Here is a 22,897-nt window from a genome sequence, read left to right as displayed (position 1 = left end):
GGACGCAGAGGAAACCCCGATGATTGAACTGAACGCGGACACGGCCCGGCGCGCGATCGTCGAGCACACCCAGCGCCTGGCGGAAGCCGCCGCGACGGCCGGGCCGGCCGCGGCGGTGCCGACCGCGCCGGAGTGGACCGTCACCGAACTGGTCGCGCACCTGGGCCAGACCCAGAACTGGGTCGCGGAGATCGTCGAACGGCGGATCACCGACCCGACCCAGCTGCCCACGGAAGTGGTCGCGCTGCCCGCCGACCCCGGCGAGTGGACGGAGTGGCTTTCGGCGGCCGCGCGGCGGGTCACGAGCGCGTGCTCCGACGACGCACTCGACGCGCCGGTGTTCAACGCCGCCACGGACGGCCGGACCGGAACGCAGTTCTGGCTGTCCAGCATGCTGAACGAAGCCGTCGTGCACGGCTTCGACGGGGCCGCCGCGGCGGGCCGGCCGGCCGAGGTCGAGGCCGGCGTCGCCACCGCGCTGATCACCAACCACTTCGCGATGCTCACCTCGCCCACCTGGGCGATGCAGCGGCCGGAGTCCGCCCAGGCCCTCCGCGGCAGCGGGCAGACCCTGCAGTGGCGGGCCACGGACACCGCGGCCGCCTGGTTCGTCGAACGGCAGCCCGCCGGGGTGACGTGGCGGCCGGAAACCCGGCCGGCCGACGTGACGGTGACCGGTCCGGCCGGCGCGCTGCTGCTGGCCCTGACCCGCCGCGGCCCACTCGCCGGAGACGTCACCATCGAGGGTGACCCGGCCCTCGCGCAGCACTGGGTGGACCACTCCGCGCACGTCAGCGGCTGAGCCCTACCAGGCGCGGGGGTAGGGCCGGCCCCCCGAAACTCCCACCGGCCCGCAGGCTGCCGCACGACGCCGAATCCCCGAAGACTCGGCACGGTGACCGCAGACAACCTCGTGCACACCGGCAGCGACTTCGCCCGGCTGAGCCACCGCATCTCCGCCGCCGGCCTGATGAGGCGCCGGCCCGGCTACTACACCGCCCGGATCGCCGTCGTGACCACGCTCTTCGCCGCCGGCTGGGTCGCCTTCGCCTTCCTCGGGAACTCGTGGTGGCAGCTGGCCGTCGCCGCGTTCCAGGCCGTGATGTTCGGCCAGATCGCGCTGCTCTCCCACGACCTCGCGCACAAGCAGGTGTTCCGGCGCCGGCGGCCGACCGAGATCGCCGGGATGATCGCGGGCAACCTCGGCGTCGGCATGAGCTACGGCTGGTGGATGGACAAGCACACCCGCCACCACGCCAACCCGAACCACGAGGAGCTCGACCCCGACGTCGACCCGGACATCCTGGTGTGGTCGAAGGAGCAGGCCCGCGCCAGCCGCGGTGTCCCGCGGTTCATCGGGCGCTACCAGGCTTTCCTGTTCTTCCCGCTGCTCACCCTCGAGGGGCTGAACCTGCACTGGTCCGGCATCCGCGCGGTGCGCAAGCCGGGCCTGCGCCACCGCGGCGTCGAGGCCGCCCTGCTCGCCCTGCACTTCGCCGTTTACTTCAGCGCGCTGATCACGGTGCTGTCGCCGGGCATGGCCCTGCTGTTCTTCGCCGTCCACCAAGGACTGTGGGGTGTCTACATGGGATCGATCTTCGCGCCCAACCACAAGGGCATGCCGACGCTCACCGGGCGGCCCGAGCTCGACTTCCTGCGCAAGCAGGTGCTGACCTCCCGCAACGTCCGCGGCGGCGCGGTCGTCGACGTCGCCCTCGGCGGCCTCAACTACCAGATCGAGCACCACCTGTTCCCGAGCATGCCGTCGCGGCACCTGCGCCAAGCTCAGCCGATCGTCCAGGGCTACTGCGCCGAGCTGGGCGTCCCGTACCTGCAGACGAGCCTGGTGGAGTCCTACCGGCAGGCGCTCACCCACCTGCATGAAGCTGGGGCGCCTCTCAGGAACCGTTCGTAGACTCATCGTATGAGGAAGAAGATCGCGGCCCTGCGTGACCTGCCGGCGGCGTTCGGCGCGAAGGCCGCCGGGGCCCGGGCCGAGCGGGTGCGCCGGTCGCCGCAGTTCGACGGCAAGGTGTTCCGCAACGTGGCGCCGCGGCACCCGATGACCGCGGCGTCGATGAGCACCATCTTCCGCGAGATGTTCTTCGGGACCGACCGTGAGCTGCGCAAACCGGCCGGTGCGATCCCGATGGTGAAGGCCGCGCCGGTCGAGACGGCCGAGGGCCTGCACCTGACCTGGTACGGCCACGCGTCGACGCTGGTGGAGCTGGACGGCGCCCGCGTGCTGCTCGACCCGGTGTGGAGCGACCGCGTCTCGCCCGCGACGTTCGCCGGCCCGCGGCGGCTGCACGAGCCGCCGGTGCCGCTGTCCGGGGTCGGCCGGGTGGACGCCGTCGTCATCTCCCACGACCACTACGACCACCTCGACCTGGCGACCATCCGCTCACTGGTGACGTCGACCGCGGCGCCGTTCCTGGTGCCGCTGGGCGTCGGCGCGCACCTGGAGCGCTGGCACGTCCCGGCCGACCGGATCATCGAGCTGGACTGGCACGAAGAGGCGACGGTGGCCGGCGTCCGGTTCATCTCGACGCCGGCCCAGCACTTCTCCGGCCGCGGCATCACGAACGACGACACGCTGTGGACGTCGTGGGCGCTGCTCGGCCCGCGGCACCGGGTCTTCTACACCGGCGACACGGGCTACTTCGACGGCTTCGCGAGCATCGGCGCCGAGCACGGCCCCTTCGACGTCGCCCTGGTCCAGATCGGCGCGTACGCCCCGCAGTGGCCGGACATCCACATGACGCCGGAGGAAGGCGTCGCGGCGGGCCTCGACGTCCGGGCGAAACTGCTGGTCCCGGTCCACTGGGCGACGTTCTCGCTGGCGATGCACCCGTGGGGCGAGCCGGCGGACCGCGTCTGGACCGAGGCGAAGGCGGCCGACATCCCGCTGGCGATCCCCCGCCCGGGCGAGCGCGTGGACGTCGGCGAACCACCGGCGGTCGACGGCTGGTGGCAGGCCCTGTGAAGCTGAAGCTGGACCTCCACGACATCTACAACCGCGGCGGCGAGATCGACAAGGCCCTGCAGGGGATCATCGACGAGGCCGTCGCCAAGAAGGCGCCGCTCGTCGAGATCATCCCCGGCAAGGGCTCGGGGCAGCTGAAGAAGCACGTCCTGCGGTTCCTCGAGCGCAAGGACATCAAGGCGCTCTACCACCGGATCGAAAAGGACAAGGACAACTTCGGCCGGGTCTTCGTGCACTTCCGCTGGAAGTGAAGGACGCTCAGAACCGGCTGTCGTGGCGGGCTTGCGCCCAGGCCCGGTCCCACGCCGCGGCGCGGCGGCGGCCCAGGACGAACCGGGCGAGGCCGTAGAGCGCGGCCAGTGCTCCGGTGACGGCGACCCAGAGCAGGATCGCCGCGAACACACCGTCGGCCGCCGAGGTGGCCGGCGAGAGCGGCTCGGTCGTCAGCTCGCCGCGCTGGTCCAGCCACACCGACACGTGCGTGCCCTTCGGGCTGCCGGAGTCGGCGAGGACGTCGCCGGTGTGCCGGGTGCCGCGGGCGTCGGACCAGGCCGCCGGGACGGTCGTCTGGTCGGCGGGCGCGCCGGCACCGTCGGTGCTGTAGGTCTGCGTGGCGGCCGCGGCCAGCGAGGTCGCCGTCGCTGGCCGACGCGTGGTGCGCTCCTGCTCGGCGCGGGCGGTCTGTGCGGCGTAGGTGTCGGAGCCGACGGCGGCCGCGAACGGGAGCGTCAGCAGCGCCCCCGCGACCAGCAGGAGCAGCAACGCGGCTTCGACGCGGTCGCCGAACCGGGCGAGCGGGTTGCCGCCGGGGAACAACCGGCGCCGGAACCGGGCGATCCGACCCTGCATGCGCGGCACACTCCTCCCCGGGAACAGACTCTGCACCGTCAGTGTGCGCGCGAAGCGTCGGCTTTCTCACGTGAATGGGACGCGGCCCACCTGTGAACCCCTGCACAACCACCCGCCCGAGCTAACCGGCCGCGATCGCCGACCACAGCGCGTGAGCGATTTCCGGCCCGCGGACGTCGGTGTGCCCGCGCACGAACCCGTCGGCCCGCAGGTTGTGCGGCACGCCCGGGCGCCACGCGTAGCACCCGCCGACCGGCAGCAGCTCGCCCGGCACGGCTTCGGCGGTCCCCTGAGCGCCGTCCCGGCCGATGCTGCCGTAGCCCAGCCCGGTGACGCGCGACGCGATCTCGAACGCGACCCCGGCGACCAGGTCGTCCGCGGTGTGCGTGACGAGGATCGGGCCGGTCACGACGTGCGCGTCGAGCACGCCGCGGTACACCCCCGACTCGGCGAAGGCGTGGTGCGACAACGTCGCCTGCAGCAGGGTGAGCGTGCCCAGCGTCCCGGCGGGCCGGGCCAGCGCGGCCGCGGTGACCAGGCGGCCGCCGAAGCCGTGCCCGACCAGGTGAACGCGCAGGCCGGGCCGGGCGACCGCGCCGAGCAACGGCGCCAGCCCGTGCTCCCCCACCTCGCCCGCGCGCGCCTTCATCTCGTAGTACGTCAGGTAGTCCAGCAGCTGTCGCGCGGCCTCGACGAACCCGGACGCCGGTTTCGCGAGCCGGTCCATCACGGTGCCGCCGGGCAGGGCCAGCAGCTCCGCCGACGCGTCTTCGTGGTCCTGCGCGGCGGGGGCGGCCACCGACAGCAGCGCGGCGGCGAACGCGGTCCGCGCGGTCGAGCGGGCCGCGAGCGCCGGGACGAGCTCGGCCGCCGCGTCGATGGTCCGCCGGTGCTCGGGCACCAGCTCCCGCAGCAGGTCGAGCCGCTCCTCCAGACCGGCGGAGCCGGCGAACTTCCGCGACGGCCACAGCACGCAGGCGAAGGCGAGGGGTCCGTCGCACACCGAGCGCAGCGAGGACGCGAGATCGACGTACAGGTGCCTCGCCGTGCCGGGGTCGTCCCAGCCGTGGCTCAGCACGACGAGGTCGGTGGTCGCGCGGTCGGCGGCCAGCTCCCGCACCGCCGCGCCCCGATCGCCGGCAAGCGTGCCCGCGCGGTCGAACCCGACCTCCGCGGCCGGGAAACCGGACAGCTGCACGGGCTCCTCCTCGGGCGGCGGCGACCCAGTGAAGTCGCCTTCTCGACGGCCGTTGTTACCGCTCAGTCTTGCCGGGCGGTTAAGCTGACAACTGTCCGGTTACTGCGAAGGAAGGCTGGTGGCGTCGTGGCCACTCGGGAACGCCGGTCGGACGCGGTCGCCAACCGCGACCGGATCGTCGAGGCCGCACGGGCCGAGCTGAGCGAGTCCAACGGCGCGGCCGCCGACCTGAAGCTGCACCGGGTCGCCAAGGCCGCGGACGTCGGGCAGGGCACCCTCTACCGGCACTTCCCGACGCGCGAGCACCTGCTGGCGGAGGTGTACCGGTACGAGCTGACGCAGCTCGTCGACGCCGTGGGGCCGCTGCTGGCCGAGCACCCGCCGCTCGAGGCCCTGACCGCCTGGCTCGATCGGCTGGTCGAGTACGCGCGGGTCAAGCGCGGGGTCATGGCGGCGATCGAAGCCTCGGCGTGGCAGGACCTCTACTCGGGCCAGCACCACCGGCTCGACGAAGCACTCGAAATGCTGCTCCAGCGGGGAAAAGCCGTCGGTCGAGTGCGCGAAGAGATCGACGCGGCGGACGTCATCCTGCTCCTGGGTGCGCTGTCGCGGGTGCCCGAAGCCGAGTGGGACGCGCGGGTGCCCAAGATCGTGGCGGTGATCGTCGACGGCCTCCGCCCGCGGTGACGCGGGGTCAGAGCCAGTCGTCCGGGCGCGGCCACGGCATCAGCGCGGCGAGCGCGTCCCGCGCCGGCTCGGTGACCGAGTACTGCCCTCGGTGGAACAGCAACGGCCGCGCGTCCGACGGCGCGCCCAGCGCCGTGACGCGCCCGATCACCACGTAGTGGTCACCGGCTTCGTGCACCGCTTCCAGCTCGCAGTCGATCCAGGTCAGCGCGCCTTCGAGCAGCGGCGCCCCGGACGGCGCGGGTGTCCAGCCGAAGCGGGCGAACTTGTCCTCGCCGCGGGCGCCGAACACCGCGCTGACTTCCTGCTGGTTCTCGGCCAGGACGTTGATCGCGAACCGGCCGGCAGCCGCGAGCACCCCCCAGGTGCGGGACGTCTTCGCCGGGCAGAACAGCACCAGCGGCGGGTCGAGCGACAACGCGGCGAACGACTGGCAGGCGAACCCGGCCAGCGTGTCACCGTCGCGGCCGGTGACGACGGTGACGCCCGTGCAGAAGTGCCCGAGGACGCTGCGGAACGCGGTCTCCTCGACCGCCATCGCCGTCACGGCGCGCCGGGCGGCCGGGCGCCGACCGAGAAGTCGTGGCCCCACAGGGAAACCGCGGTACTCTCGCGGGCGATCCAGTTCTCGTCGTCGACCTGCCGGCCTTCACAGCCGAACTCGATGTCGAACCCGCCGGGGGTCTTCATGTAGAACGACAGCATCAGGTCGTTGACGTGCCGGCCGAGCGTCGCCGACAGCGGCACCTTGCGCCGGATCGCGCGGTCGAGGCACAGCCCGACGTCGTCGGTCTGCTCGACCTCGACCATCAGGTGCACGATCCCGCTCGGCGTCGGCATCGGCAAGAACGCCAGGCTGTGGTGGCGCGGGTTGCAGCCGAAGAACCGCAGCCAGGCGGGCGCGCCGTCGGCGGGCCGGCCGACCAGCTGCGGCGGAAGGCGCATCGAGTCGCGCAGCCGGAAACCCAGGACGTCACGGTAGAACCGCAGCGACGCCTCATCGTCCTTTGTGGACAAGACGACGTGGCCGAGGCCCTGCTCGCCGGTGACGAAGCGGTGCCCGTACGGGCTGACCACGCGCCGGTGCTGCAGCGCGACGCCGTGGAACACCTCCTGGGTGTTGCCGGACGGGTCGTCGAAGCTGATCAGCTCGTCGACGCGGCGGTCGGCCAGCTCTTCGGGCGTGCCCTCCTTGTAGGGCACCGACGCACTGTCCAACCGGGACCGGATCTCGGCCAGCTCGCCGGCGTTCGCGGCCTCCCAGCCGGTGGTCGTCAGCTGGTCGGCGTCGCCGGGCGAGATGACGAGCCGGGCCGGGAAGTCGTCCATGCGCAGGTAGAGCGCGTCGGGGTTCTCGCCCTGGCCTTCGACCATGCCGAGCACCTTGAGCCCGTATTCGCGCCACGCGGCCATGTCGGTGGCTTCGACGCGGAGGTAGCCCAGCGACCGGATGCCCATCAGGAACTCCCGAGGAAGTCGAGGGCCAGCCGGTTGAACTCGTCGAACTTCTCCAGCTGGGCCCAGTGCCCGCAGCCGCCGAACACGTGCAGCTGCGCGCGCGGGATGGTCTTCAGCGCGACCAACGCGCCGTCAAGCGGGTTGACGCGGTCTTCGCGGCCCCAGATCAGCAGCACGCGCTGGCGCAGCCGGTGGGCCTCGCGCCAGAGCATGCCCTCTTCGTAGGTTTCGGGCTGGGCGAACGACATCCCCATGGCCCGCATCGCGGCGAGCGACTCCGGGGTGTTCGCCGCGGCGAACCGGTCGTCGATCAGCTCGTCGGTGATGAGCGCCTGGTCGTGGACCATGATGCGCAGGAACGCTTCCATCCGCTCGCGGCTGGGTTTCGCGCCGAACTTCCCGAGGTTCTTGACGCCCTCGGTCGGGTCGGGCGCGAAGAGGTTGACGCTCAGCCCGCCCGGCCCCATCAGCACGAGCCGGCCGGCGCGCTTGCCGTGGTTCAGCGCCAGCCGGACTGCGGCCCCGCCGCCGAGCGAGTTGCCGATGAAGTGCGCGGTTTCGACGCCGAGCGCGTCCATCAGGCCTGCGACGGCGTCCGCGCTGTGGCGGAAGTACTGCGGGTGCGCGGTCGGCTTGCCCGACCGGCCGAAGCCGGGCTGGTCGACGGCGATCGTCCGGTAGTGCTTGGCGAACTCCGGCAGGTTGCGCCCGAAGTTGCTCCACGCCGACGCGCCGGGCCCGCCGCCGTGCAGCAGGATCACCGTCTCGGCGTGCTCGGCGCCGGCCTCGTGGTAGTGCAGCTTCAGGCCCCCCGCGACCTCGGCGTACTTCCCTTCCGGCGCGGCCATCAGTACATCGCGTTCTCGACGGGGAGCCCGAAGGCCCCGGTGCCGTACATGACGTAGGCGCGCTCGGCGTCGTTGGCCGCGTGCACCCGGCCCGCGTGCGCGTCGCGCCAGAAGCGCTGGATCGGCGTGCCGCGCTGGATGGCCCGGCCGCCGGAGTTCTCGAAGAGCCGGTCGATCGCGCCGATCGCGCGTTCGGTGCCGCGCACCTGGTCGCGCCGGACGCGCAGCCGCAGGTCCACGGGCAGCCGTTCTTCCCGCTTGGCCAGCTGGTACAGCTCGTCGATGTTGCGGGTCAGCTGCAGCCACGCGGCGTCGATCTCGCTGGCCGCCTCCGCGATCCGCACCTTGGCGAACGGGTCCTCTTTGGACTGTTCACCGGCGTACGCGGCGCGCACCCGCTTGCCCTGGTGCTCGACGTGCGCGTCGTAGGCCCCCTGGGCCATGCCGATGATCGGCGCGGTGATCGTGGACGGGTGCACCGACCCGTACGGCAGCCGGTACAGCGGCCCGGGGTTGACGGCCTGGCCCGGCACCTTGCACTTCGACGTCGCGATGAAGCTCAGCGCCCGGTGCTGCGGGATGAAGACGTCCTCGACGACGATGTCGTTGGAGCCGGTGCCCCGCAGCCCGACCGTGTCCCAGACGTCCACAATGGAGTAGTCCGCGATCGGCAGCAGGTAAGTACAGAAGTCGACCGGCTTGCCGTCCTTGAACGCCGGCCCGCCGAGCAGCACCCACGTGCAGTGGTCGCAGCCGGACGAGAAGCTCCACCGGCCGGAGAGCCGGTAGCCGCCTTCGACCACCTCGGCCTTGCCCATGGGGGCGTACGACGAGGAGATCCGGACGTCCTCGTCGTCGCCCCACACCTCTTCCTGCGCCTGAGCGTCGAACAACGCCACGTGCCACGGGTGGACGCCGAGGATGGAGGCGACCCAGCCGGTGGACCCGCACGCGCTCGCGATCAGCTTCACCGCGGTGTAGAAGCTCACCGGGTCCGACTCGAAACCGCCGTACGGCTTCGGTTGCAGCATCTTGAAGAACCCGGTCTCCTGCAGGGCCTTGACGGACTCTTCGGGGACGCGTCGCGCGTCCTCGGTGTCCTGGGCCCGTTCCCGCAGGACCGGCAGGAGGTCCCGGACCCCGGCGATCACCTGCTCGCTCATGCGCGGCCCTCGCTGACGCTCAGGCCGGCCTGAGCGGCGCGCGCAGTGTTTGATGATTCGCTCGCAGGCTCGCTCATGCGCATTCCTCTCTCGCGTTCACTCCCGCAAGACTAGAACACGTTCTCGTTTTTGTCGAGAACACCCTGCGCCAAGGCGGAGTTGATCCCCGCCCTGCGGCCGGAAAACACGCAGTCGGCCAGCGAGAGACCGCTGACGTAGGACCTGGAACAGATTCCCACCGCGGTGCGCCCGGCCGCGTACAGGCCGGGGATCGACGCGCCCGCCGTGCTCCGGACCGCGCCGGTGTCCTCGTCCACGACCAGGCCGCCGAGCGTCAGCATCGGCGTCGGGTAGCCGAGGTTGGGCCGCACCGAGACGTCGATGAGCGAGAACGGCGGGTTGTCGAGACGCCGGGCGAACTCGGCGGGCTTGCCCATCGGGTCCTCGGCACCGTGGTAGGCCTCGACACTCGCGCGCAGGCCCTGGGGGTCGACACCGGCCTTGCGTGCCGCTTCTTCGACCGTCGAGCCGACGACCCGCCCGCGCCGCAGGAGGTACCGCAGCTGGAGGCCCTGGAACCACTGGCTCTGCTTGGTGCCGTCACGCCGGGCCTCGGCGACGATCGGCGCGTCGACCAGCAGCCAGCCCTTGCTGTCGTGCCGCTCGATCAGCCGTTCGCCGACGGCGGCGCCGTAGCGCGACTCGTCGATGATCCGCCGGCCACCGGCGTCGACGATGATCCCGCCGAGGAACGCGCTCGGCGGCGTCACGAACCGCCACGCCGAGATCCGGCCGAGTTCCGCGGTCGCGCCGCCGGCTTCGACACCCAGCCGGATGCCCGAGCCGTCGTCGGCGGCGGTGCCCAGCGGCAGCCCGCCGCGGTAGGCGGGCGCGTGCTCGCGCACCATCGCGCGGTTGGCGATGAACCCGCCGGCGGCGAGAACGACCCCGCGCCGCGCGGTGATCCGCAGCTCGCGGGCGTGCGCGCGTTCGAGCCGTTCGACCCGGCGGTGCAGGGGTTTCCGCAGCGCCGGGACGTAGATGCCGGGCTTGGCGGAGTACTGCGCGAGCCGTCGGTGCCGGGCCTGCACCGAAGCCGGCGCGTCCCGCAGGCTGTCGGCGACGACCCCGGTGATGCCACCCTGGTCGTCGTGGATCAGCGAGCGCACCCGCGTCTGCGGCAGCACCCGGATCTCCCGGCGTCGCACGGCTTCGGCCAGCCGCGTCATCAGCATCTTCCCGGACGTGCCGGGGCCTTTGACGCGGTGGCCGCGCGGGGCCGGTTTCGCCGCGTCGCGGAACCCGCCGGCGGCCTCGCTGCCGGAGTAGTACAGGTAGTGCTCGTCACTCGGGTACGACGTCTTGTACGGGCATAGGCTGCCCTCGAACGGGACGCCGTTGCCCTCCAGCCAGGTGACCATCTCGCGACTGTCCTCGCAGAACCGCCGGAGCGTCTTGTCGGAGACGACGTCCCCGGCTTCGAGGCGCAGGTATTCGTACATCGCGTCGACCGTGTCGTCGACCCCCGCGTCCCGCTGCTGGCGGGTGCCGCCGCCCGCGTAGACCACGCCACCGCTGACCGCACTGGCGCCACCACCGGCGAAGCGCTCGACGATGACGACGTCCGCACCGGCGTCGGCGGCTTCGAGGGCGGCGCACGCGCCGGCCGCGCCGAACCCCACGATGACCACGTCCGCGACGAGTTCGTCCATGGTTCGCTACCCTAGAACTGAAACACGTTCTCGTCTATGGTGGCCGAAAGCGACCCTCAACTGGATACTTGTCTTGTGGAACACGTTATAGGTGAGGTGGCATGACGGAGCAGTTCGACGTCGTCGTGGTCGGCAGCGGCGCTGCCGGGATGACCGCCGCGCTGGCCGCGGCTCACGGCGGCCTGAGCGTCGTCCTCCTGGAGAAAGCGGCCTGTTTCGGCGGCTCGACCGCGCGCTCCGGCGGCGGGGTCTGGCTGCCGGGCAACCACGCGTTGCGCGCCGCCGGGATCGACGACCCACCCGAACGGGCGCGTGAGTACCTCGCCTCGATCGTCGGGGACGTCGTCCCGGCCGCCCGGCGCGACACGTTCCTCGCCCACGGCCCCGAGGTACTGCGGTTCGTCTGCGACCACACGCCGCTGAAGTTCCGCTGGGTCCGCGACTACAGCGACTACCACCCCGAAGCGCCCGGCGGGCGGCCCGGCGGCCGGTCCGTCGAGCCCGTCGCCCTCGACGGCCACCTGCTCGGCGACGAGCTGGCGCACCTCGAACCGCCGTACAGCGCTCCCCCGCTCGGCGTGCCGATCACCCAGGCCGACTACCGCTGGCTGAGCCTGCTCCTGCGGCACCCCCGCGGCGTCGTCCGGCTGCTGTCGCTGGGCACGCAGTGGCTGGTCGGCCGGATCCGGCGGCAGCACCTGCTGGCCATGGGGCAAGCGCTTGCGGCCGGCTTGCGGATCGGCCTGACCAGGGCGAACGTCGAAGTCCGGCTCAACACGGCGCTGGTGGACCTACAGGTCGAAGGCGACCGGGTCACCGGGGTGGTCACCGCGCGAGGAGTCATCGCGGCCCGCCGCGGCGTGATCCTCGCCAGCGGTGGCTTCGAGCAGAACCTCGAGATGCGCGAGAAGTACCAGCGCGCCCCGATCGGCACCGACTGGACCGTCGGCGCGGAGGCGAACACCGGCGACGGCATCACCGCCGGCCTCAAGCTCGGCGCGGCCCTCGACCTGATGGACGACGCCTGGTGGGGCCCGACGCTGCCGCTCACCGGCGGCCCGTGGTTCGCGCTGGCCGAGCGTTCGCGCCCGCGGTGCGTCATGGTCGACGCGCGCGGCGAGCGGTTCGTCAACGAGTCGGCGCCCTACGTCGAGGCCGTACACGCGATGTACGGCGAGGGCGACGGCCCGGGCGAGCACATCCCGACCTGGCTGGTGTTCGACCAGCGCTACAAGGACCGGTACATGTTCACCGGCGTCGGGCCGCGCCAGCCGCTGCCCGGCCGCTGGTTCAAGGCCGGGATCGCGGTCAAGTCGTCGTCGCTGGCCGGGCTGGCCGAGAAGATCGACGTCCCGGCGGATGCGCTGGAAGCCACGATCACACGGTTCAACGGCTTCGCGCGCACCGGCGTCGACGAGGACTTCCAGCGCGGGCTCAGCACCTACGACCACTACTACGGCGACCCGCGCAACAAACCCAACCCCAGCCTCGGCCCGCTCGACAAGGCGCCGTACTACGCGGTGAAGATCGTGCCCGGCGACCTCGGCACCAAGGGCGGGCTGCGGACCGACGAACACGCACAGGTCCTGCGCGAGGACGGCTCGGTCGTGCCGGGCCTGTTCGCCGCGGGCAACGTCAGCGCGGCCGTGATGGGCCGCACGTACGCCGGGCCCGGCGCGACCATCGGCCCCGCCATGGTGTTCGGCTACCTTGCGGCGACGCGGCTGGCGAACGAAGATCAGAGGACCACGGGAGGGCAGCGATGACGCAGGAATCGGTACGCACCATCTACGCCGGTGAGCCACCGACGCGGTTCGCCCGGGGCTGGCACTGCCTGGGGCTGGCCGAGCGCCTCCGCGACGGGAAACCGCACGCCATCACGGCGTTCGGCACCAAGCTGGTGGTGTTCGCGGACTCGAAGAGCGACCTGCACGTGCTCGACGGCTACTGCCGGCACATGGGCGGCGACCTCACCCAGGGCACGGTCAAGGGCGACGAGATCGCCTGCCCGTTCCACGACTGGCGCTGGAACGGCACGGGCAAGTGCGTCGCGATCCCCTACGGCAAGCGGGTTCCGCTGCGCGCGCGAACGCGCTCGTGGCAGACGCTGGAGCAGAACGGCCAGCTGTTCGTGTGGCACGACCCCGAAGGCAATCCGCCGCCGGCCGAGCTGGCGATCCCGCGGATCGAGGCGGCCTACAGCTCCGAGTGGAGCAACTGGACGTGGGACTCGATCTTCATCGACGGGTCCAACTGCCGTGAGATCATCGACAACGTCGTGGACATGGCGCACTTCTTCTACATCCACTACGCGTACCCGACGTACTTCAAGAACATCTTCGAAGGCCACATCGCGACGCAGTACCTGAACACCAAGGGCCGCCCGGACATGGGCATGGCGTCCAACTACGGCGGCGAGGACAACCTGCTGCGGTCGGAGGCGTCGTACTTCGGGCCGTCGTACATGATCAACGACCTGGTGAACTCCTTCCAGGGCTACGAGATCCAGAGCGTGCTGATCAACTGCCACTACCCTGTGACGCCGACGTCGTTCGTGCTGCAGTACGGCATGAAGGTCAAGAAGCAGGACGGGCTTTCGGACGAGCACGCCGACAAGATCGCGGCGAAGCTGGCGAAGGGCATCGGCGCCGGCTTCCTGCAGGACGTCGAGATCTGGAAGCACAAGACGCAGATCGAGAACCCGCTGCTGTGCGAAGAGGACGGACCGGTCTACCAGCTTCGCCGCTGGTACCAGCAGTTCTACGTCGACGCCGCCGACGTCACCGAGGACATGACCCGGCGCTTCGAGTTCGAAGTGGACACGTCGAAGGCGAACGAGGCGTGGTCGGCCGAGGTGGTGGAGAACCTGGCCAGGCAGAAGGCGGAGGCCGAGGTGTGACCACGCCGGAGACCGTCGAGTTCCTCACCGGCGGGCTGCGGCCGCACGAGTGCCGCGCCTGCGGGACCCGCGTGCTGGTGAAGAAGAACAGCATCAGCCACACCAGCATCCAGTGGACCACGAACGCAGCCGAGAGCTGCCCGGTGTTCGCCGACGCCGACCGCCCGACCGCGTTGCTCGACACCTGCCCGAAGCTGTCGGACAGCATCGACGACGCGGTGCGCGAAGGCACGCTGGCGGTCGCGGATGGCTGAGCGGGTCTACACCCTGACGGTCGCGGACGTCGTCGTCGAGACGCCGGACGCGCGCTCGGTGGTGTTCGAGATCCCCGGCGAGCACGCATCGGCGTTCTCCTACACGGCCGGGCAGTTCCTGACGCTGCGGATCCCGAGTGAGCGGACCGGTTCGGTGGCGCGGTGCTATTCGCTGTCGAGCGCGCCGCACGAGAACCGCGTCCAGGTGACGGTCAAGCGCACCGATGGCGGTTACGGGTCGAGCTGGATCTGCGACGAGCTGCGGGCCGGGATGACCCTGGACGTGCTGGCGCCGGCCGGGGTGTTCACGCCGTCCTCTGTGGACGAAGACTTCCTGCTCTTCGCCGCGGGCAGCGGGATCACGCCGGTGATGGCGATCCTCAAGACGGCGCTGGAGCAGGGCTCCGGCCGGGTCGTGCTGGTCTACGCGAACCGCGACGAGGCGTCGGTCATCTTCGCCGGCGAGCTGACGTCGCTGGCCAAACGCTACGGCGACCGGCTGGTCGTCGTGCACTGGCTGGAGAGCGTCCAGGGGCTGCCGGACGTGCCGCAGCTGCGCGGCCTGGCTTTCGCGTACCCGGCGTACGAGGCGTTCCTGTGCGGCCCGGCGCCGTTCATGGCGGCCGTGAAGGAGGCGCTCGGGCAGCTCGGCGTGCCGCGGAACCGGGTGCACGTCGAGAAGTTCTCGTCGCTGTCCGGGAACCCGTTCGACGCCGTCGAGGAGCCGGTCGCCGAGCCGGACTCGGACGAGGCGCCCGCGTCGCTGACCGTGACGCTCGACGGCGAGACGCGGTCGATGGCGTGGCCGCGCCGCCGCAAGCTCCTGGACCACCTCCTCGACGCGGGCCTCGACGCGCCGTATTCGTGCCGCGAGGGACAATGCAGTGCGTGCGCGTGCCGGATCACCTCGGGTGAGGTGAAGATGCTGCACAACGAGGTCCTCGACGCCGAGGACATCGCGGACGGCATCGTGCTCGCCTGCCAGTCGCTGCCGGTCACCGACGACGTCTCGATCAGCTACGAATAGGAGCACCGCGTGCCCATCGATCCCGCCGTCGCGATCGGCGCCGAAATCGGGGAAGTGAGCTTCGCCTGGACGTCGTCGGACGTGCTGCTCTACCACCTGGCGCTGGGCGCGGGCCCGGACGAGCTGCGTTACACCTACGAGCGTGACCTGGTGGTCGTCCCGACGTTCGCCACGGTCGCGGCCAACCTCCGGGTGTTCGAGCCGCCGGCGGTGTCGTTCCCGGGGGTCGAGATCGACCTCGCGAAGGTGCTGCACGGCAAGCAGGAGATCACCCTGCACGGACCGATCCCGGTCGAAGGCAAGGCGGTGGCCCGGTCGCGGGTCGCGGACGTCCACGACAAGGGCAAGGCGGCCGTGATCATCCAGGAGGTCGACGTCATGTCGTCGGACGGCAGTCCTCTGTGGACGGCCCGGTCGAGCATTTTCGCCCGCGGCGAAGGTGGTTTCGGCGGGTCACGCGGGCCGTCTGACCGCATCGAGTGGCCGATGCGCGAGCCGGACGCGGTGCTCGAGACGCTGACGCTGCCGCAGCAGGCGCTGCTGTACCGCCTGTGCGGCGACCGCAACCCGCTCCACGCGGACCCGGCGTTCGCGGAGGCGGCGGGCTTCCCGCGCCCGATCCTGCACGGGTTGTGCACGTACGGCGTGGTGGCCCGGGTCCTGATCGACGAGTTCCTGGACGGCGACCCGTCGCGGGCCGGGTCGTTCGCGACGAAGTTCGCCGGCGTGGTCTTCCCGGGCGAGACCCTCCGGACCCGGGTCTGGCGCGAGGACGACCGGCTGCTGGTGACGACGTCGGCCGTCGAGCGGGACGACGCCCCGGTTCTGGCGGACACGGTCCTGACGTTCGCCTAGCGAGCCTGCCGCGGCTTGTCGTGAGTGGTTAGGGCGGTTAGAACCGCCCTAACCACTCACGACAAGCCGGAGCGTGGCCCGCGTCACTCGTGTCCAGGTGGTGATCGACCCCTCGTGCGCGCGCTACCGTGGACGGGAGCGACCTCGGGAGGACGGAACACGATGCCGGAATACTTCGTGGTGCGGGGCACCGTCGAGCACGGCGACGAGCGCGGCCGGGAGCTGGGCTTCCCCACCGCCAACATCGCTCTCCGTGACCAGGACGGGTCCGTCGGCGACGGTGTGTGGGCGGGCTGGGTGCAGCGCGGGGACGGTACGCGCGTCGCCGCGGCCGTGTCCGTCGGGCGGCGGCCGACCTACTACGGAGCCGACGGCTACCGGCTGCTCGAAGCGCACCTGCTGGACTTCACCGGCGACCTCTACGACGAGACCCTCGTCGTCTGGCTCGGCGCCCACCTGCGGGACCAGCAGGCCTACGCCTCCGCCGAGGACCTCGTCACCGCGCTCAAGAACGACATCGCCGTCGCGACGCAGTGGACCGCCGGCCACCCCGCCGCCGCGCTGCCCGAGCCCGGCGACAGCCCGCTCGGCGAGGTCCGGCACATCCCCGGATAACACCGGGACGGTCACAGGGCCGCCGCGAGGAGCAGGTAGCCCATCCCGGCGCCCATCACCACCCGGCAGGCCGCGCGCGAGGCGTGCCCGGACACCGACACCACGGGGCCGCGCACCATGAGCACGCCCGTGCGCGCCGCGTCGACGACGAAGTAGGCCGCGGCGGCCACCGCGACCAGCGGCACCGCCAGCCGAGCGTCCATTGTGGACATCGTCAGCCACGGCCCGTGCGCCATCCCGTCGTCGGGCATCGCCGTGACCATGTAGAGCATCGCCGCCGCGGACAGCGCGTGGTGCGCGCAGCCGGACTGGCGGCCGCGCCACCAGGCGAGCGCGAACCAGCCCGCCGTCAGCACCAGGACCGCCTGCCAGCCGGCCGCCGGGATCGGGCCGCCGACCGGCGAGAGCATCGCCACCATCGCCACGACCAGCAGCAGCTCGGCCAGGTCGCCGTTGCGGACGCCGCGGCCGAGGCGGACGTAGTCGAGGCGGACGAGCCGCAGCACGCAGGGCAGCACCATCGCGGCGAAGACCGCGGTGAGCGCCCAGTCCACGCCGGCCACTACGAGACGGCCGGCGGCTCGGCGGGTTCACGCATGACGGCCTCACTCTGCGTCGCGGACAGTCCCTCCACCGTGACATCCGGAGCGAGCCCACACCAGCCGTCAAAGAGGTGACACCCGTTGACCCACAAGGGGGATCGTCAGTCACTCGTGAGGACGAGCCCGCTCGTCGGCACGCCGGTGCCCGCCGTGACCAGCACCCGGGACGCGCCGGGCACCTGGTTGACGGCGTCCCCGCGGATCTGCCGGACGCCCTCCGCGATGCCGTTCATGCCGTGGATGTAGGCCTCGCCGAGCTGGCCGCCGTGCGGGTTCAGCGGCAGCGCGCCGTCGAGCTCCAGCGCACCGTCGGCGATGAAGTCCTTCGCCTCGCCACGGCCGCAGAACCCCAGCTCCTCCAGCTGCATCAGGACGTACGGGGTGAAGTGATCGTACAGCACGGCGACGTCCACATCGGACGGTCGCAGGCCGGACTGGGCCCACAGCTGCCGGCCCACGACGCCCATCTCCGGCAGCGCGGCCAGGTCGTCGCGGTAGTAGCTGGTCATCACGTACTGGTCCGGCCCGCTCCCCTGCGCGGCCGCGGCGACGACCGCCGGCGGGCGGGCCAGGTCGCGGGCGCGTCCGACGCTGGTGACGACCAGCGCGACCCCGCCGTCACTCTCCTGGCAGCAGTCGAGCAGGTGCAGCGGCTCGGCGACCCAGCGCGACCCCTGGTGCTCCTCGAGGGTGATCGGCCGGCCGTGGAACCAGGCGTTCGGGTTGGTCGCCGCGTGCTTGCGGTCGAGCACCGCGATCCGGCCGAAGTCCTCGCTCGTCGCGCCGTAGTCGTGCAAGTACCGCTGGGCGACCATGGCGACCGTGGCCGCCGGGGTCGCGATGCCCATCGGGTAGTGGAAGGCGTTGTCCACACCGGACGAGTTGACCTGGCCGGCCGCGGCCGAGGACACCTGGCCGAAGCGCATCCCCGAGCGTTCGTTGAACGCGCGGTAGGCGACGACGACGTCGGCGACGCCGGTCGCCACCGCCATCGCGGCCTGCTGCACGGTCGCCGCCGCCGCGCCGCCGCCGTAGTGGATGCGGCTGAAGAACTTGAGCTCGGGGATGGCCAGCTCGCGGGCCAGCGCGATCTCCGCGTTGCCGTCCATGGTGAACGACACGAGGCCGTCCACTTCGGACGGCTTGAGCCCGGCGTCGGCCAGGGCGTGCGACACGCATTCCGCGGCCAGCCGCAGTTCGGTGCGTCCGGAGTCCTTCGAGAACTCCGTCGCGCCGATGCCGGCGATGGCCGCCTTGCCCGAGAGCGTCACGGCAGCGTCACCTCCACGGTCCCGGCGACGTGCTCGCCGAGACTGTCCACACCGGACACCGCCACCACGGCGTCCCGGCCTTCGCACGAGACCACGTGGCCGGTGAACGTCAGCGTTTCGTAGGCGTAACACGGCACGCCGAGCCGGATCTTGATCGACCGGATCAGCGCCTCCGGCCCGGCCCACGCCGAGACGAACCGCTGCACCAGGCCGGTGTCGGTGAGGATGTTGAGGAAGATGTCCTTCGAGCCGCGCCGCACCGCGGCGTCGCGGTCGTGGTGGACGTCCTGGAAGTCGCGGGTGGCCAGCGCCGTGCTGACCACGAACGTCGGGGTCGCCTCGATCGTCAGCGGCGGCAGTTCGGTTCCTACGGTGACGGTCATCGGGCCACCTTCCAGGCGGGCAGGGTCAGGTCGTCGTCCACGGTGATGAAGGCGGCCTCCACCGGGAGTCCGATGTGGACGTCTTCCGGAGCCGCGTCCAGCAGCTCGGCCATCACCCGGACGCCCTCCTCCAGTTCCACGAGGGCCACGACGAACGGGAGGTCCTTGCCCGGCACCGGCGGGTGGTGGTGCACGACGTAGCTGAACACGGTGCCGCGGCCGCTCGCCACGACGTAGTCCGGCTTGGCGTCGAGGTCGCCGTCCGGCGGCATCGGGCCCGGCGGGTGGCGCAGCGTCTCGCCCCAGCGCTGGATCCGCAGCTCCCCCGCTTTGAGGCCGTCCCAGAAGAACTCGGTGTCCTTGCTGATCACCGGCCGCAGCACCGGCGCCGGCGGCGGTTCCGGCGCGGGCGGCCGGAACTTGAGCACCCGGAACATCATCTCCGCGACCGGCTCGTCCTCGACGTACCAGGTCACGCGCGTGGTGACGAACCAGCCTTCGCCCAGTGCGGTCTTCTTGGGCCCGACCACGCTTTCCAGCGCAGTCCGCGCTTCGACCTGCTCGCCGTGACGCAGGTAGCGGTGATACGTCTGTTCGGAGTTGGTCGCGACGACCGAGGTGAACCCCGCCTCGTCGAGCAGCTCCATCATCAGGCCGAGCGGGTCGTCACTGCCGCGCAGCGAGTTCAGGCGGCCCATCGTCCACACCTGGGCCATCGCCGGTGGCGCCACGAGTCCCTTGTGGACGCTCTTCGCGGCGAACTCCGGGTCGACGTACACCGGGTTGTCGTCGCCGATGGCCTCGGTCCAGTTGTTGACCATCGCCTGGTTGACGGGGTCGCGCGCGAGGCGCGGCGCACACTCGCCGCGGGCGGCGATCTCGGCTGCGGCTTCCTTGATGTCGGTCATCGTGGCACCCTCGGCAGTCCCAGGCCGATCGAGGAGATCAGCTCCCGTTGGATCTCGCTCACCCCACCGCCGAACGTCAGCACGATGTTGCGTTTGGCCTGCAGGTCCAGCCATTCCGCCAGTTCCGCGGTGTCCGGGTCGGCCAGGTCGCCGTGCCGCCCGATCAGCTCCTCCATCGACCGGCCGATGCGCTGGATGACCTCGGAGCTGAACACCTTGGTCGCGGACGCGTCGGCGACGACGACCGGCGCGCTCGCGGCGGACGCGGCGACCTGCCAGTTCAGCAGCTCGTTGACCCGCGTCACGGCGAAGGCGTCGGCCAGCACGGCCCGGACGTCCGGCAGGTCCAGCAGCGCGTGCGCGGCGGCCCAGGTCCGCACCCGGTCGTACAGGCCGCCGATCCGGCCGGCCGGGCCGAGCATGACGCGCTCGTGGTTGAGCTGCGTCGTGATCAGCCGCCAGCCCTCGTTCTCCTTGCCCACCAAGCGGTTCACCGGCACGCGGACGTCCGAATAGTACGTCGCGTTGACGTGGTGGGCGCCGTCGCAGGTGATGATCGGCGTCCACGAGTAGCCGAGGTCGCTCGTGTCCATGATGAGGATCGAGATGCCCTTGTGCCGCGGCGCGTCCGGCGCGGTCCGCACGGCGAGCCAGAGGTAGTCGGCGTCGTGGCCGCCGGTGGTGAAGATCTTCTGGCCGTTGACGACGTACTCGTCGCCGTCGCGCACCGCCGTCGTCCGCAGCGCCGCCAGGTCGGTGCCGGCCTCGGGTTCGGTGTAGCCGATGGCGAAGTGGATCTCCCCGGCCAGGATCTTGGGCAGGAAGAAGGACTTCTGCTCGTCCGTGCCGTACTGCTGCAGGGTCGGCCCGACCGTCTGCAGCGTCACCGACGGCAGCTGGACGTCGGCGCGCGAAGCCTCGTCGACGAACAGGTGCTGCTCGATCCCGCCGAAGCCCTGCCCGCCGTACTCCACCGGCCAGCCGACGCCGAGCCGGCCGTCGCGGCCCATCCGGCGGACGATCTCGCGGAACACCGGCCCGTGGCGTTCGCGCCGCATCCCCTGACGCTCCGCCGGGCTGATCAGCCCGGCGAAGTACTCGCGCAGCTCGGTGCGCAGCTCCCGTTGCGCCGCGGTCAGTTCGACGTGCATCGCGCTCACCCCGCCACTCGTTCGCCGAGCTTGCCGAGCCGGTGCGCGGTGCCGCCGAGCGCCCGGCCGAGATCCTTCACCAGCGACGAATACCGGTGCAGTGGATAGGTTTCGTCGACGCCGACGCCGCCGTGCAGGTGGTGGCAGGTCGCCAGCGCGACCGGCGCCTGCTCGGCGAGCCAGTAGGCGGCGACGTCCAGTTCGGCGCCGGAGTCGAGACCCGAAGCCAGCCGCCACACCGCCGACGTCACGGCCAGGTGCACGGTCCGCGCGGCGACGTAGACGTCCGCGATCTGGCCGGCGACCGCCTGGAACGTCGCGAGTGGACGGCCGAACTGGACCCGCTCGCCGACGTGCTTCACGGTCAGCGCCAACGCGCCGGCCAGCAGGCCGTCACCGAAGGCCAGCGCGCCGGCCAGCGCGAACCGGTGCAGCGTCGCGATCGCGCCCCGGTCGGCGAGCAGGTCGGACTCCTCGACGACGACGTCGTCCAGGCGCACGGTGTATTCCGGCGTCCCGGCGGAGGTGCGCGTCAGGACCAGCGTGACGCCGTCGGCGCGCGGGTCGACCAGGAAGACGGCGGTGCCGCTGGGTGTCGTCACCGGCGTCAGGATCCGGACGGCCTCGCCGGCGTACGGGACAGCGGTCTTCAGGCCGCTGAGCAGCCAGTGGCCGTCACCCGCCCGGGTGATCGTCGCCGGCTGCTTCGCGAGCGGCGCGGACGGCTCGTGCAGCGCCGCGGTGAGCAGCGCCTCCCCCGCCGCGACCTGGGACAACAGCTCCGCGCGCTGCCCGGGCGTGCCGAGCGCCGCCACCGGCAGCACCCCCAGGGCGAGCGCGGCATAGGCGGGCACAGGCGCGGCGGCGCGACCGACCTCGGTGAGCACCTGCGCGACTTCGGCCACGCCCAAGCCGTCGCCCTCCAGGTCGGGGGGCAACGCGAGGGCGAGCAGGCCCGCGTCGGCGAGCGAGCGCCACGGGTCGTCGGCGCCCAGCACCTTCGCGGTGAGTGCGCCGATCTCCGTCTGCGTATCGTCAAGAGTGAAGTCCACGCCTGTCCTCCGGATCGGCGCAATACTGAAACCTGTTCTAGTCTTAGCCGTAAACGTCCTGGACGGCAACCCCTTGGAGGAGCGGAATGCCGGTGATCGAACCGGGCGGCGCGGGCTGGCGCGCGACCCGGCGACTGGTCACCGTGCCGCCGACCGCCGGGGTGCCCGACCCCGTGCCCCTCGACCTGCCCGGCCGCGGCAGGACGGTCGTCACCGACGTCGGCCCGCGGCACGCGCCCGCGCTCCTGCTGCTGCACTCGGTGGCCTGCACCGGCTTGCTCACCTGGTACCCGGCCCTCGAGCGGCTGGCGCGGCACTACCGCGTGGTCGTGTTCGACCAGCGGTGGCACGGCCAGGGCAGCCGTTCACCGGAGTTCCGGCTCGCCGACTGCGCCGCCGACGTCACCGCCGTCGCCGACGCGCTGGGCATCGGGCAGTTCGCCGTCGGCGGCTACTCGATGGGCGGGATGGTCGGGCAGCTCGTGGCCCACGCGGAACCAGAACGTGTTACCGGATTGGTGCTGTGCTCGACGGCGGGCAACTTCCGCCGCGGCCTGCGCCAGCGCGTCGCCCTCGACGTCTTCGGCCGCACGCTGACGCGGCTGCGCGAACGCGTCCGGCTCGGCACGATCCCCGGCGAGCCGCGGCGCGAGCAGCTGGCCCGGCTCGAAGACCACCGGTGGGCGCTGCGGGAGTTCCGCTCGACCACGCCGTGGGAGATCGCCGTCGCCCTCGACGAGATCGGCCGGTTCGACTCGACGCCGTGGCTGCACACGCTGCGGCTGCCGACCGCGGTCGTCGTGACCACCCGGGACCGGTTCATCGCCCCGGACCACCAGCGGTCGCTCGCGCGCCGGATCCCGGACGCGGCGACCTACGAAGTCCCGGCGGGGCACGCGGCCTGCGTGCTGGCCGCCGCCAAGTTCGTGCCCGCGCTGCTCGCGGCGGTCACGTCCGTGCACGCTCGCTAAGGAGTTCA

General features: G+C 71.7%; 25 protein-coding genes. 12 read left to right on the top strand and 13 right to left on the bottom strand.

From position 1 onward, the window contains the following. Positions 1 to 19: 19 nt before the first annotated feature. The 4 genes from ACLJQZ_RS13395 to ACLJQZ_RS13380 all read left to right on the top strand — a co-directional run bounded on the left by ACLJQZ_RS13395 (position 20) and on the right by ACLJQZ_RS13380 (position 3,237). Positions 20 to 802 carry a maleylpyruvate isomerase family mycothiol-dependent enzyme gene (locus ACLJQZ_RS13395; protein WP_410620323.1) on the top strand — a complete coding sequence of 261 codons (783 nt, stop codon included), beginning with the start codon at positions 20 to 22 and terminating at the stop codon, positions 800 to 802. Between the two features lie 93 nt (positions 803 to 895). Further along, complete coding sequence (locus ACLJQZ_RS13390; RefSeq protein WP_410620322.1) at positions 896 to 1,915, top strand: fatty acid desaturase family protein; 1,020 nt, start codon at positions 896 to 898, stop codon at positions 1,913 to 1,915. 9 nt (positions 1,916 to 1,924) lie between these two features. After that, positions 1,925 to 2,986 carry an MBL fold metallo-hydrolase gene (locus tag ACLJQZ_RS13385; protein WP_410620321.1) on the top strand — a complete coding sequence of 354 codons (1,062 nt, stop codon included), beginning with the start codon at positions 1,925 to 1,927 and terminating at the stop codon, positions 2,984 to 2,986. Further along, positions 2,983 to 3,237, top strand: coding sequence for a Smr/MutS family protein (locus ACLJQZ_RS13380; RefSeq protein WP_247063355.1), 255 nt, complete (start codon positions 2,983 to 2,985; stop codon positions 3,235 to 3,237). The genes ACLJQZ_RS13385 and ACLJQZ_RS13380 overlap by 4 nt, the downstream gene beginning before the upstream one ends. 7 nt (positions 3,238 to 3,244) lie before the next feature. On the opposite strand, the gene ACLJQZ_RS13375 is transcribed toward ACLJQZ_RS13380, so the two are convergent. Beyond that, complete coding sequence (locus tag ACLJQZ_RS13375; RefSeq protein ID WP_410620320.1) at positions 3,245 to 3,835, bottom strand: hypothetical protein; 591 nt, start codon at positions 3,833 to 3,835, stop codon at positions 3,245 to 3,247. A 121-nt stretch (positions 3,836 to 3,956) separates the two neighbouring features. Next, positions 3,957 to 5,033, bottom strand: coding sequence for a hypothetical protein (locus tag ACLJQZ_RS13370; protein ID WP_410620319.1), 1,077 nt, complete (start codon positions 5,031 to 5,033; stop codon positions 3,957 to 3,959). Between the two features lie 126 nt (positions 5,034 to 5,159). On the opposite strand from ACLJQZ_RS13370, the gene ACLJQZ_RS13365 reads away from it, so the two are divergent. Then, a complete protein-coding gene (locus ACLJQZ_RS13365; protein WP_410620318.1) occupies positions 5,160 to 5,720 on the top strand; it encodes a TetR/AcrR family transcriptional regulator in 561 nt (186 codons plus the stop codon). Between the two features lie 7 nt (positions 5,721 to 5,727). On the opposite strand, the gene hsaB is transcribed toward ACLJQZ_RS13365, so the two are convergent. From hsaB to ACLJQZ_RS13340, 5 genes are all read right to left on the bottom strand, one after another. Further along, positions 5,728 to 6,258 carry a 3-hydroxy-9,10-secoandrosta-1,3,5(10)-triene-9,17-dione monooxygenase reductase subunit gene (gene hsaB / locus ACLJQZ_RS13360; protein ID WP_410620317.1) on the bottom strand — a complete coding sequence of 177 codons (531 nt, stop codon included), beginning with the start codon at positions 6,256 to 6,258 and terminating at the stop codon, positions 5,728 to 5,730. A gap of 5 nt (positions 6,259 to 6,263) precedes the next feature. Next, on the bottom strand, positions 6,264 to 7,178 hold the full coding sequence (gene hsaC / locus ACLJQZ_RS13355; protein ID WP_410620316.1) for an iron-dependent extradiol dioxygenase HsaC: 915 nt from the start codon (positions 7,176 to 7,178) through the stop codon (positions 6,264 to 6,266). Then, the gene (gene hsaD, locus ACLJQZ_RS13350; RefSeq protein ID WP_410620315.1) at positions 7,178 to 8,026 is read right to left on the bottom strand and encodes a 4,5:9,10-diseco-3-hydroxy-5,9,17-trioxoandrosta-1(10),2-diene-4-oate hydrolase; all 849 of its coding nucleotides are present in this window, start codon (positions 8,024 to 8,026) and stop codon (positions 7,178 to 7,180) included. Before hsaD ends, hsaC begins: the two co-directional genes overlap by 1 nt. Further along, the gene (gene hsaA, locus ACLJQZ_RS13345) at positions 8,026 to 9,189 is read right to left on the bottom strand and encodes a 3-hydroxy-9,10-secoandrosta-1,3,5(10)-triene-9,17-dione monooxygenase oxygenase subunit (RefSeq protein WP_410620314.1); all 1,164 of its coding nucleotides are present in this window, start codon (positions 9,187 to 9,189) and stop codon (positions 8,026 to 8,028) included. The genes hsaD and hsaA overlap by 1 nt, the downstream gene beginning before the upstream one ends. Before the next feature lie 110 nt (positions 9,190 to 9,299). After that, positions 9,300 to 10,901, bottom strand: a complete 1,602-nt coding sequence (locus ACLJQZ_RS13340; RefSeq protein WP_410620313.1) for an FAD-binding protein — start codon at positions 10,899 to 10,901, stop codon at positions 9,300 to 9,302. Positions 10,902 to 11,002: 101 nt separating this feature from the next. On the opposite strand from ACLJQZ_RS13340, the gene kstD reads away from it, so the two are divergent. The 6 genes from kstD to ACLJQZ_RS13310 all read left to right on the top strand — a co-directional run bounded on the left by kstD (position 11,003) and on the right by ACLJQZ_RS13310 (position 16,551). Beyond that, positions 11,003 to 12,667: a 3-oxosteroid 1-dehydrogenase gene (gene kstD / locus ACLJQZ_RS13335; RefSeq protein WP_410620312.1), complete on the top strand. Its 1,665-nt coding sequence runs from the start codon at positions 11,003 to 11,005 to the stop codon at positions 12,665 to 12,667. Next, positions 12,664 to 13,800, top strand: coding sequence for a Rieske 2Fe-2S domain-containing protein (locus ACLJQZ_RS13330; protein ID WP_410620311.1), 1,137 nt, complete (start codon positions 12,664 to 12,666; stop codon positions 13,798 to 13,800). The genes kstD and ACLJQZ_RS13330 overlap by 4 nt, the downstream gene beginning before the upstream one ends. Further along, positions 13,797 to 14,054: a hypothetical protein gene (locus tag ACLJQZ_RS13325; protein ID WP_410620310.1), complete on the top strand. Its 258-nt coding sequence runs from the start codon at positions 13,797 to 13,799 to the stop codon at positions 14,052 to 14,054. Before ACLJQZ_RS13330 ends, ACLJQZ_RS13325 begins: the two co-directional genes overlap by 4 nt. Next, entirely contained in the window at positions 14,047 to 15,081 is a 1,035-nt protein-coding gene (locus ACLJQZ_RS13320; protein WP_410620309.1) for a 2Fe-2S iron-sulfur cluster-binding protein, read from the top strand. The genes ACLJQZ_RS13325 and ACLJQZ_RS13320 overlap by 8 nt, the downstream gene beginning before the upstream one ends. A gap of 9 nt (positions 15,082 to 15,090) precedes the next feature. Next, positions 15,091 to 15,936 (top strand): MaoC/PaaZ C-terminal domain-containing protein, encoded by an 846-nt coding sequence (locus tag ACLJQZ_RS13315; protein ID WP_410620308.1) that lies wholly within the window; start codon positions 15,091 to 15,093, stop codon positions 15,934 to 15,936. A gap of 162 nt (positions 15,937 to 16,098) precedes the next feature. Then, positions 16,099 to 16,551, top strand: a complete 453-nt coding sequence (locus ACLJQZ_RS13310; protein WP_410620307.1) for a riboflavin kinase — start codon at positions 16,099 to 16,101, stop codon at positions 16,549 to 16,551. Positions 16,552 to 16,562: 11 nt separating this feature from the next. Here the strand turns inward: ACLJQZ_RS13310 and ACLJQZ_RS13305 are convergent, their stop codons facing one another. The 6 genes from ACLJQZ_RS13305 to ACLJQZ_RS13280 all read right to left on the bottom strand — a co-directional run bounded on the left by ACLJQZ_RS13305 (position 16,563) and on the right by ACLJQZ_RS13280 (position 21,918). Beyond that, positions 16,563 to 17,072 (bottom strand): DUF5134 domain-containing protein, encoded by a 510-nt coding sequence (locus ACLJQZ_RS13305; protein WP_410620430.1) that lies wholly within the window; start codon positions 17,070 to 17,072, stop codon positions 16,563 to 16,565. A 182-nt stretch (positions 17,073 to 17,254) separates the two neighbouring features. Next, positions 17,255 to 18,424 (bottom strand): lipid-transfer protein, encoded by a 1,170-nt coding sequence (locus ACLJQZ_RS13300; protein ID WP_410620306.1) that lies wholly within the window; start codon positions 18,422 to 18,424, stop codon positions 17,255 to 17,257. Then, the gene (locus ACLJQZ_RS13295; RefSeq protein WP_410620305.1) at positions 18,421 to 18,807 is read right to left on the bottom strand and encodes a MaoC family dehydratase; all 387 of its coding nucleotides are present in this window, start codon (positions 18,805 to 18,807) and stop codon (positions 18,421 to 18,423) included. The genes ACLJQZ_RS13300 and ACLJQZ_RS13295 overlap by 4 nt, the downstream gene beginning before the upstream one ends. Beyond that, a complete protein-coding gene (locus ACLJQZ_RS13290) occupies positions 18,804 to 19,715 on the bottom strand; it encodes a bifunctional MaoC family dehydratase N-terminal/OB-fold nucleic acid binding domain-containing protein (RefSeq protein WP_410620304.1) in 912 nt (303 codons plus the stop codon). Before ACLJQZ_RS13290 ends, ACLJQZ_RS13295 begins: the two co-directional genes overlap by 4 nt. Further along, positions 19,712 to 20,866, bottom strand: coding sequence for an acyl-CoA dehydrogenase family protein (locus tag ACLJQZ_RS13285; RefSeq protein ID WP_410620303.1), 1,155 nt, complete (start codon positions 20,864 to 20,866; stop codon positions 19,712 to 19,714). Before ACLJQZ_RS13285 ends, ACLJQZ_RS13290 begins: the two co-directional genes overlap by 4 nt. A 5-nt stretch (positions 20,867 to 20,871) precedes the next feature. Beyond that, positions 20,872 to 21,918, bottom strand: a complete 1,047-nt coding sequence (locus ACLJQZ_RS13280) for an acyl-CoA dehydrogenase family protein (RefSeq protein WP_410620302.1) — start codon at positions 21,916 to 21,918, stop codon at positions 20,872 to 20,874. Positions 21,919 to 22,004: 86 nt separating this feature from the next. Between ACLJQZ_RS13280 and ACLJQZ_RS13275 the strand changes: the two genes are divergently transcribed. Continuing rightward, complete coding sequence (locus ACLJQZ_RS13275) at positions 22,005 to 22,889, top strand: alpha/beta fold hydrolase (protein WP_410620301.1); 885 nt, start codon at positions 22,005 to 22,007, stop codon at positions 22,887 to 22,889. The last annotated feature ends 8 nt before the right edge of the window (positions 22,890 to 22,897 follow it).

The sequence above is a fragment of the Amycolatopsis sp. cmx-8-4 genome (assembly GCF_046548675.1).
GTDB lineage: Bacteria > Actinomycetota > Actinomycetes > Mycobacteriales > Pseudonocardiaceae > Amycolatopsis.
The sequence above is the reverse complement of the archived record's forward strand: the minus strand, read 5'-3'. Positions and strand labels throughout refer to the sequence as shown.

What these genes read in the sequence shown, in the direction of transcription:
- ACLJQZ_RS13375 (WP_410620320.1), bottom strand. Translation starts at nt 3,835, where the DNA reads ATGCAGGGTCGGATCGCCCGGTTCCGGCGCCGGTTGTTCCCCGGCGGC.
- ACLJQZ_RS13295 (WP_410620305.1), bottom strand. Translation starts at nt 18,807, where the DNA reads ATGACCGTCACCGTAGGAACCGAACTGCCGCCGCTGACGATCGAGGCG.
- hsaA (WP_410620314.1), bottom strand. Translation starts at nt 9,189, where the DNA reads ATGAGCGAGCAGGTGATCGCCGGGGTCCGGGACCTCCTGCCGGTCCTG.
- hsaD (WP_410620315.1), bottom strand. Translation starts at nt 8,026, where the DNA reads ATGGCCGCGCCGGAAGGGAAGTACGCCGAGGTCGCGGGGGGCCTGAAG.
- hsaB (WP_410620317.1), bottom strand. Translation starts at nt 6,258, where the DNA reads ATGGCGGTCGAGGAGACCGCGTTCCGCAGCGTCCTCGGGCACTTCTGC.
- kstD (WP_410620312.1), top strand. Translation starts at nt 11,003, where the DNA reads ATGACGGAGCAGTTCGACGTCGTCGTGGTCGGCAGCGGCGCTGCCGGG.
- ACLJQZ_RS13275 (WP_410620301.1), top strand. Translation starts at nt 22,005, where the DNA reads ATGCCGGTGATCGAACCGGGCGGCGCGGGCTGGCGCGCGACCCGGCGA.
- ACLJQZ_RS13290 (WP_410620304.1), bottom strand. Translation starts at nt 19,715, where the DNA reads ATGACCGACATCAAGGAAGCCGCAGCCGAGATCGCCGCCCGCGGCGAG.
- ACLJQZ_RS13385 (WP_410620321.1), top strand. Translation starts at nt 1,925, where the DNA reads ATGAGGAAGAAGATCGCGGCCCTGCGTGACCTGCCGGCGGCGTTCGGC.
- ACLJQZ_RS13340 (WP_410620313.1), bottom strand. Translation starts at nt 10,901, where the DNA reads ATGGACGAACTCGTCGCGGACGTGGTCATCGTGGGGTTCGGCGCGGCC.
- ACLJQZ_RS13305 (WP_410620430.1), bottom strand. Translation starts at nt 17,072, where the DNA reads ATGGTGCTGCCCTGCGTGCTGCGGCTCGTCCGCCTCGACTACGTCCGC.
- ACLJQZ_RS13310 (WP_410620307.1), top strand. Translation starts at nt 16,099, where the DNA reads ATGCCGGAATACTTCGTGGTGCGGGGCACCGTCGAGCACGGCGACGAG.
- ACLJQZ_RS13330 (WP_410620311.1), top strand. Translation starts at nt 12,664, where the DNA reads ATGACGCAGGAATCGGTACGCACCATCTACGCCGGTGAGCCACCGACG.
- hsaC (WP_410620316.1), bottom strand. Translation starts at nt 7,178, where the DNA reads ATGGGCATCCGGTCGCTGGGCTACCTCCGCGTCGAAGCCACCGACATG.
- ACLJQZ_RS13285 (WP_410620303.1), bottom strand. Translation starts at nt 20,866, where the DNA reads ATGCACGTCGAACTGACCGCGGCGCAACGGGAGCTGCGCACCGAGCTG.
- ACLJQZ_RS13320 (WP_410620309.1), top strand. Translation starts at nt 14,047, where the DNA reads ATGGCTGAGCGGGTCTACACCCTGACGGTCGCGGACGTCGTCGTCGAG.
- ACLJQZ_RS13395 (WP_410620323.1), top strand. Translation starts at nt 20, where the DNA reads ATGATTGAACTGAACGCGGACACGGCCCGGCGCGCGATCGTCGAGCAC.